This window comes from Mycobacterium sp. ACS4054 (genome assembly GCF_001667275.1).
Classification (GTDB): domain Bacteria; phylum Actinomycetota; class Actinomycetes; order Mycobacteriales; family Mycobacteriaceae; genus Mycobacterium.
Genome location: NZ_LZHV01000019.1, coordinates 20,383 through 27,826, shown reverse-complemented (window position 1 = coordinate 27,826; position 7,444 = coordinate 20,383). Strand labels below are relative to the sequence as shown.

The window sequence follows — 7,444 nt, the reverse complement described above, 5'->3', positions numbered from 1 at the left end:
GTTGACCACCACCGCGGCGCCGCCGGCCGCGAGGTCCAGCGCGTACAGCCGACCGAGCCCGCGGCCGGCGCCGGTGACCACGGCGACCTGGCCGGTGAAGTCAATCACGATGTGCTCCTCGCCCGATTGACTGCGATCGCAGCGGACTTTACGGTGGAACAGATATTTGGTCAACGGCGTCCAACCGTTCGGAGCTTGAGCGTGTCCACCGAAGTTCCCGTTGCTCCCGGCCTCGGCATGCTCGCCTCGGCGCTCGCGGGGCGCGCCGCCGCGGTGGGCGCGTCGCGACCGGGTGAGCCGTCGTGGACCGACGGGCAGACGATTCACGTCGGCGCGGACCCGCGCGGACAGCTCGAGGCGGTGGCCGTGCACGCCTCGATGATCGCGGCCGGCAGCCTGGACCCGGAGGTCATCCGGCCGCTGCTCCGCCATCCCCGACTGGCGCGTCGCTACCTGGCGTTGGAGGGGCACCGCGCCCTCGTCGCCAACGCCGGCCTGCTGCCGAACGCGCTGGCGGCACTGGGCGACCGGGGCACGGCGAGTCGCAGCGATTCGCCCGCCGCGTCGCTGCGGATCGCCGAGGGCCGAGCGGCGATCGACGACCCCGCAGCCGATTTCGGCGTCATCCGCGCGGCGAAGGTGCTGGCCGCGTCCGCCCGGTCGGCCGAACGCCAAGAGGGCGAAAACGCCGGACACGTCCCGCGAGGCCGTGCCGCGGGGGAGCTTGAAGAACTCGACGACGGCGAGGTCGACGATTCCGACGAGCCGGACATGTTCACCAGTCCGGTAGGTGGCGGCGGTTTCATCGGCAAGTGGCTGAAGAAGATGCTCTCGTCGGCGCGCAACACGGGCCGCGGCGGCGGGCCGCCCGGCGCGGACACCCCGACGCATCGGACGAACTCCGGCGGGCGCGGGCTGTACGCGGTGACGTCGCTGGCGGCCATGGCCGGCGACGACAGCGACGACCGGCCGGCACTCGGTGCCGCGGACGGCGTCACGTATCCGGAATGGGACGCCACGCGCCGGAAGTACCGGCCCGCGTGGTGCACCGTGCGCGAGGTCGAGCCCGAGATCAAAGCCTCGGCGACGCATGCGATCGAGGCCGCCATCGGCGTGCGCCGTCCGTTGTCGCGGCTGGGAATGGGCCTGCACCGCCGGCACCGGCAGCCGCAGGGCGACGACATCGACATCGACGCGGCGGTCGAAGCCCGCGTCGAGGTGCTGGCCGGGTCGGTCCCCGACGAGGCCGTGTACCTGGACAGCCTGCGGCGCCGCCGGGACCTGTCGGTCCTGCTGCTGCTCGACGTGTCGGGCTCGGCCGCGGAGCCCGGCACGGTGGGGCGCACCGTGCACCAGCAGCAGCGCGTGGCGGTCGCCAATCTCACGGTCGCGCTGCACGATCTCGGCGACCGGGTTGCGCTCTACGCCTATTACTCGCAGGGCCGCGGGGCGGTGAGCATGGTGCCGGTCAAGCGGTTCGACGAGCATCTCGATGTGCGAGTCATAAAGCGGCTCAACAGCCTTGAACCCGGCGCGTACTCCCGCCTCGGGGCGGCCATCCGGCATGGGTACGCCGTGCTGGAGGCGCGCGGGGGCACCGCACGGCGGCTGCTGGTGGTGCTGTCCGACGGGCTCGCATACGACCACGGGTACGAGCGGGGCTACGGCGCCGCGGATGCGCGGCGCGCCCTGACCGAGGCCCGCCGCCGCGGCACCGGCTGTGTGTGCCTGACCATCGGCGCGGGGACCGACGTGCAGTCGTTGCGACGCGTCTTCGGCAGCGCCGCGCACGCCACCATCGCGCGCCCCGACCAACTCGCCGGTGTGATCGGCCCGCTGTTCCGGTCCGCGCTGCGCTCGGCCGAGGTCCGCCGCAGGGTGTCGTGAGCGACGCGCGGTTTCGCCATCGCACCCAAACCCGCAAGTCAGGCGCCTTGAAACAAACATCTGTTCCGCGATAGGCTCCTTTCACCATGACTGAAGCGATGGCCAACGACTCCGGGCTTGCCCAACGGAACGGCGCGAGCCCCGATGTCGAGGGGGCGCGGCCCTACTACAAGGCGATCGGCGGCGAGGAAGCCGTTTTCAAGGCGGCGTACCGCCAGGGACTGGCCCTGCTGCTGAAGGGGCCGACGGGGTGCGGGAAGACCCGTTTCGTCGAGGCGATGGCCCACGATCTCGGCCGTCCGCTGATCACCGTCGCGTGTCATGACGACCTCACCACCGCGGACCTGGTCGGCCGGTATCTGCTGCAGGGCGACGAGACGGTGTGGGTGGACGGGCCGCTGACGCGGGCGGTACGCGAGGGGGCGATCTGCTATCTCGACGAGGTCGTGGAAGCCAGGCAGGACACCACCGTGGTTCTGCATCCGCTGGCCGACCACCGCCGGCAGCTGCCGATCGAGCGGCTAGGGGTCACGCTGGACGCGGCGCCCGGGTTTGGCCTGGTGGTCTCCTACAACCCCGGTTATCAGAGCGTGCTGAAGGATCTCAAGGATTCCACCCGCCAGCGGATGGTCGCCATCGAATTCGACTTTCCCGCAGCCGATGTCGAGGAGGCGATCGTCGTGCACGAGGCGGGCGTGGACGGTGCCACCGCGGCGGAGCTGGTGCGCTTCGGGCAGGCCATCCGCCGGCTGGAGACGGGCGGGCTGCGCGAGGTCGCGTCGACGCGGGTGCTGATCGCGGCGGGCAGGCTCGTCGCGGAAGGGCTGAGTTTGCGTGGGGCCGCCCGGGCCGCGATCGCGGGACCGCTCACCGACGACGTGGCGGTCGGGAGGGCCCTGGCGGAGATGATCGACATCTATCTGGGCGCGGCGGGCGAATGATTGACGCTGCATACCGCCGCCGCTAGGGTCTGAACAAATATTAGGTTTTTGCATCGGCGCGTGTGCGGTCGTCCACCCGGGAGGTCAAATGTCGTACGAAAGTAGCGCTGAGCCGATCAAGGTCGGCTACCTGATGGACTTCAAGCTGCCACCGGGATTCCCCGACGAGCTGATGTCGAGTTTCACCCGGTGCTTCGACCTCGTCTTCGAAGAGGCCGTCGCGCAGGGCGTGATCGACCGCCCCGTGCACATGATCTACCGCGAGGTGGAGGGGCTACCCAAGGGCTCGGTCAAGGCGGTCATCGACGCGTTCGGCGAGCTCGTCGACGAGGGCTGCCTGGTGGTGTTCGGGCCGCACATCACCGACAACTGCGTGCCCACCCGCGAGGCGATCGAGGAGCGGTTCAAGGTGCCGGCGATCAGCGTCACCGGCACCGATGACTGGCTCGGCGAATGGACCTTCGCCTTCCCGCAGGGCTCGATGACCGACGAGCCGATCTTCATCGCCGACCTCGTCGCCAAGCGGGGCCTCTCCGAAATCGGAGTCCTCGTGGAGCAGAACCTGATCGGCGAGAGCTACCTGAAGAACCTGCGAAGCGCATGCCGGCGCAATGGGATTCGCATCGTGGCCGAAGTGGCGATCGCCCAGACCGCGCAGGACATCAACGACGCCGTCCGCACGCTGCACGAAGCCAAGTCCGAGGCGATCGTGCATCTGGGTTTCGGGTTCGGCATCGTCTTCATCAACCCGGCGCTGGAAGCCGTGAACTGGGACCCGCCGCGCTTCACCACCACGGCATTCCAGAACGCCTGGGTGAACCCGATCATGTGGAAGGCGTTCATGGGCTGGGTCGGGGTGGACCAGTACGACGAGGCGAACCGGCGCGGTCAGGACTTTCTCGACCGATACGCGCAAAGGTACGACGGCAGCCGTCCGGAGTATTGCGTCTTGGTGGTCAACCATGACGTCGCCGCCACGCTGGTGCGCGCGTTCGCCGACGCGCATCCGCTCAGCCCGCGCGGGGTCAAGGAGGCGCTGGAGCGGGTGAAGATGATGCCCGCCGCCTCGGGCGCCCCCGGCACCCGCGTCTCCTTCGGGAAGTGGACGCGCCGCGCGTGGATGGGCTCCGGGTATCTGGTGGCCCGGACCCTGGATGCGGACGGCATCAACTCGCATCTGGTCGACCGCTTCGGAGAGTGAGGCTGACAGGCATGAGCACCGAGCAATCCACACCGCCTGTGGCGCAAGAGAAATTGTCGTCGCCGCCACGTACCGAACGGCGGGGCTGGGGTGGCTGGGTCGCCGGCGCCGCGCTAGCCGCGTTCGCCCTGTTCTTCATCGCGAATTGCCGTGTCGCCCTTGACCCGCGCGTCGCCAATCCGAACGTGCAGGGCCGGCCCCGGCCGGTGAAATTCACCTTCGGGCTTGACTACATCACCTTCCTGGACTGGGCCACCGTGGTGGCGCTGATCGTGCTGCTGGTCGTATTCATCAGCGGGTGGCGGCGCAATCCGGGCAGCCCGGTGATGCTGATGTTCTTGTGCACCACGCTGATCGTGTGGCAGGACCCGATCATGAACTGGTCGCCGTTCGCGGTGTACAACCCCGACCTCATTCACTGGCCGGAGTCGTGGCCGCTGGTGTCGCTGTCGCCGACCGTCGAACCGTTCGTGGTGTTCGGCTACGTGATGTTTTATTTCGGGCCGTACTTCCCGGCGATCCGGATTCTGCGCAAACTTCAGGCCAAATACGGTCCCACATCGTTTGTTTCGCGCCATCCGCTCGTCAGCTTAGGCCTTCTTGCGCTGGTCATCGGTTTTGTCTTCGATGCGTTTTTGGAGAACACTCTCATCCACTGGGGGATGTACATCTACTCGCAGGTGATCCCCTGGGGTTCGGTTTTCACCGGCACGACGTTCCAATTCCCGTTGATCTGGGAATCGTTCTCGGTGACCTTCGTGATGGTGCCCGCGGCGATCCTGTGCTACCGCGACGACACCGGCAAATCGGTGGCCGAGAAGCTGGCCGCCAAGGCCAGGATCTTCCCGACGCGTCCGGTGCTCGGCACCTTCCTGGTGATGTTCGCCATCATCAACGTGTCCTACTTCGCCTATGGGGCGTGGTTCTGGGTCATCAAGGTCAGCCATGCGGCAACCTCCGTCGCGTGCCCGTGGCCCTACCCTGAGGCGAAAGTGTATGACCCGCAGGGCTATTACGAGCAGGCCGGCGCGCAGGGCCCGTTCTCGGTCGGCATCTGGTCTACCTGGGCGAGCGGGGAGCCCAACGGGCGCCCGCACGTCGAGCCGCCACCGCCGGGTGTCGGTGCCTGCGCAACCCCGAGCGCGCATGGCTGAGCCGCGCGCCGTCGTCGTCACCGGAGCGTCCCGCGGGCTGGGCTTCGCCTCGGCGGTGCGGTTGTACCGCGAGGGGTGGCGCGTGGTCGCCGCCATGCGCACGCCCGACAGCGGCATGCCGGCGCTTCGGGCGGCCGTGGGGGCGGGCGAGGAGGACGACCGGCTGATCGGCGTGCAGCTGGACCTGCTCGACCCCGCGTCGATATCCGCGGCCGCCAAGGTCGTCGAAGAAACCGTCGGCGCGCCGTATGCGCTGGTGCACAACGCCGGGATCTCGGCCGCCGGGATGGTCGAGGAGACCGATATGGCGTTGTGGCAGAACATGTTCGCCACCAGCGTCCTGGGGCCCGTCGCGCTCACCCAGGCGTTGCTGCCGTCGATGCGGGCGTCCGGGGAGGGGCGCATCGTGCTGGTGTCCAGCGCGGCGGGCGTGCGCGGGCAGCCGGCCACCGCCCCGTACTCGGCCGCCAAGGGAGCCCTGGAGCGCTGGGGTGAGGCCATGGCGTGCGAGATCGCACCGTTCGGACTGGGCGTCACCGTGTTGGTCGCCGGCATGTTTGACACCGAGATCATCACCGACGCGGGCACCACCGACAACCGCGACTTCGGCGGCCCGTACGCCCGACTGCACAACACGATGAACAGCCGGGGCCGGGCCGCGATGAAACTCGCCAGGCCGCCCGAGAAGTTCACCGACGGCCTGCTCAAAGCGCTCGACGACCGGGCCCCGTTCGACCGTCGCGGCGTTGGGCCGGATGCGTCGATGCTGCTGGCCGCCAACAGGATTCTTCCGGCCGCCGGCATGCACCACATGTCGCGGGTCGTGCTCGGCATACCCAGGCAGGGGTCGATGCGGGACGGGGCGTGGCCGCTGACGGCGGCCCAGCGGGCGATGGTATTCGCGGCGCGCGTGCTGCCGCAGCCGGTGTTGCAACGCCTGACCGCGCTGGCGGCCAAGCGCCGCAAGGAAACTCAAGGGGACTAGAGGGGCAGGCATGGAACAGCTATTCGACGACCTGGAAGACTTCGGCGCCTTCGACGACGCCGTCTCCGGCGACGTGCGCGACCCGTACACGGAACTGGCGCGGCTGCGCCGCGAGGAGCCCATTCAGCGGCTGGACATCTCCGGCATGCCGCACGAGGAATCCAAACCGGTCTTCATCGTGTACCGCCACGAGGAAGCCCAGCAGATGCTGCGCGACAACGAGACGTTCTCGTCGGCGGCGGTCATCGCCGCGTTCGGCCCGGTGCTGGGGGAGCGCGTCATGCTGGGCATGGACGAGCCGGTGCACGGCCGGTTGCGCTCGCTGGTGTCAAAGGCGTTCTCGCAGAAGGCGTTGGCGCGTTGGGAGGACGAGTTGGTCGGGCGGGTGGGCAACAGCCTGATCGACAAGTTCGCGCCGAACGGCAAGGCCGACCTGGTCAAGGAGTTCACCTTCGACTACCCGAGCCAGATCATCGCGGGTCTGCTGGGTCTGCCCGAGGAGGACTACCCGCAGTTCCAGCGGTGGTCCATCTCGCTGCTGAGCTGGATCCTGAATCCCGAACGCGGCCTTGCCGCGTCGGCCGCGCTCTGCGACTACTTCGCGCCGATCCTGGCGGCCCGCCGTGACGAACCGAAGGACGATCTCATCAGCGCGCTGGCCCAGGCGGAAATCGACGGGCAGAAGCTCGACGACGAGGAGATCTACTCCTTCCTGCGGCTGCTGCTGCCCGCCGGGGTGGAGACGACGTACCGGTCGCTGGGCAGCCTGCTGCTGGCGCTGCTGTCGGATCCCGCGCAGCTGGACGCCATTCGCGCGGACCGGTCGCTGCTGCCGCAGGCCATCGAGGAGGGCGTGCGGTGGGAACCGCCCCTGCTCACCATCACCCGGGTGGCCACCCGCGACACCGAACTCGGCGGGGTGCCGATCCCGGCCGGCTCGACCGTGATGCCGATGCTGGGCGCCGCCAACCGGCAGGAGGACCGCTACCCCGATCCCGACGCGTTCGACATCTTCCGCTCGCCCCGGGCGCACCTGGGCTGGGGGCACGGCGTGCACGTCTGCCTCGGGATGCACCTGGCGCGGTTGGAAATGCGCACCGCGATCAACTTATTGCTCGACCGGCTGCCCAACTTGCGGTTGGACCCCGACGCGGACGACCCGCACATTCGCGGGCAGATTTTCCGCTCGCCGACGTCGGTACCGGTGCTGTTCGACCCCCAATAGCCAGCCCGGCATGGGTTGCAGCTTGCCAATCGGCTAGTTTCCGGTAAGGCT

General features: G+C 68.8%; 6 protein-coding genes and 1 pseudogene. 6 read left to right on the top strand and 1 reads right to left on the bottom strand.

Features of this window, described 5'->3' with window-relative positions; translation table 11 throughout:
• Positions 1-108: pseudogene (locus tag A5730_RS24610) on the bottom strand (short-chain dehydrogenase); the annotation flags it as partial.
• 129 nt (positions 109-237) lie between these two features.
• Here A5730_RS24610 and A5730_RS04605 point away from each other — a divergent pair.
• The 6 genes from A5730_RS04605 to A5730_RS04580 all read left to right on the top strand — a co-directional run bounded on the left by A5730_RS04605 (position 238) and on the right by A5730_RS04580 (position 7,393).
• Positions 238-1,887, top strand: coding sequence for a nitric oxide reductase activation protein NorD (locus A5730_RS04605; RefSeq protein WP_082946713.1), 1,650 nt, complete (start codon positions 238-240; stop codon positions 1,885-1,887).
• A 98-nt stretch (positions 1,888-1,985) separates the two neighbouring features.
• Positions 1,986-2,828: a CbbQ/NirQ/NorQ/GpvN family protein gene (locus A5730_RS04600; protein WP_067896268.1), complete on the top strand. Its 843-nt coding sequence runs from the start codon at positions 1,986-1,988 to the stop codon at positions 2,826-2,828.
• 88 nt (positions 2,829-2,916) lie between these two features.
• Positions 2,917-4,029 carry an ABC transporter substrate-binding protein gene (locus A5730_RS04595; protein WP_067896261.1) on the top strand — a complete coding sequence of 371 codons (1,113 nt, stop codon included), beginning with the start codon at positions 2,917-2,919 and terminating at the stop codon, positions 4,027-4,029.
• Positions 4,030-4,040: 11 nt separating this feature from the next.
• Positions 4,041-5,183 (top strand): spirocyclase AveC family protein, encoded by a 1,143-nt coding sequence (locus tag A5730_RS04590; protein ID WP_067896258.1) that lies wholly within the window; start codon positions 4,041-4,043, stop codon positions 5,181-5,183.
• Positions 5,176-6,168, top strand: coding sequence for an SDR family oxidoreductase (locus A5730_RS04585; RefSeq protein WP_067896254.1), 993 nt, complete (start codon positions 5,176-5,178; stop codon positions 6,166-6,168). Before A5730_RS04590 ends, A5730_RS04585 begins: the two co-directional genes overlap by 8 nt.
• A 10-nt stretch (positions 6,169-6,178) precedes the next feature.
• Positions 6,179-7,393: a cytochrome P450 gene (locus A5730_RS04580; protein WP_067896250.1), complete on the top strand. Its 1,215-nt coding sequence runs from the start codon at positions 6,179-6,181 to the stop codon at positions 7,391-7,393.
• Positions 7,394-7,444: the final 51 nt, after the last annotated feature.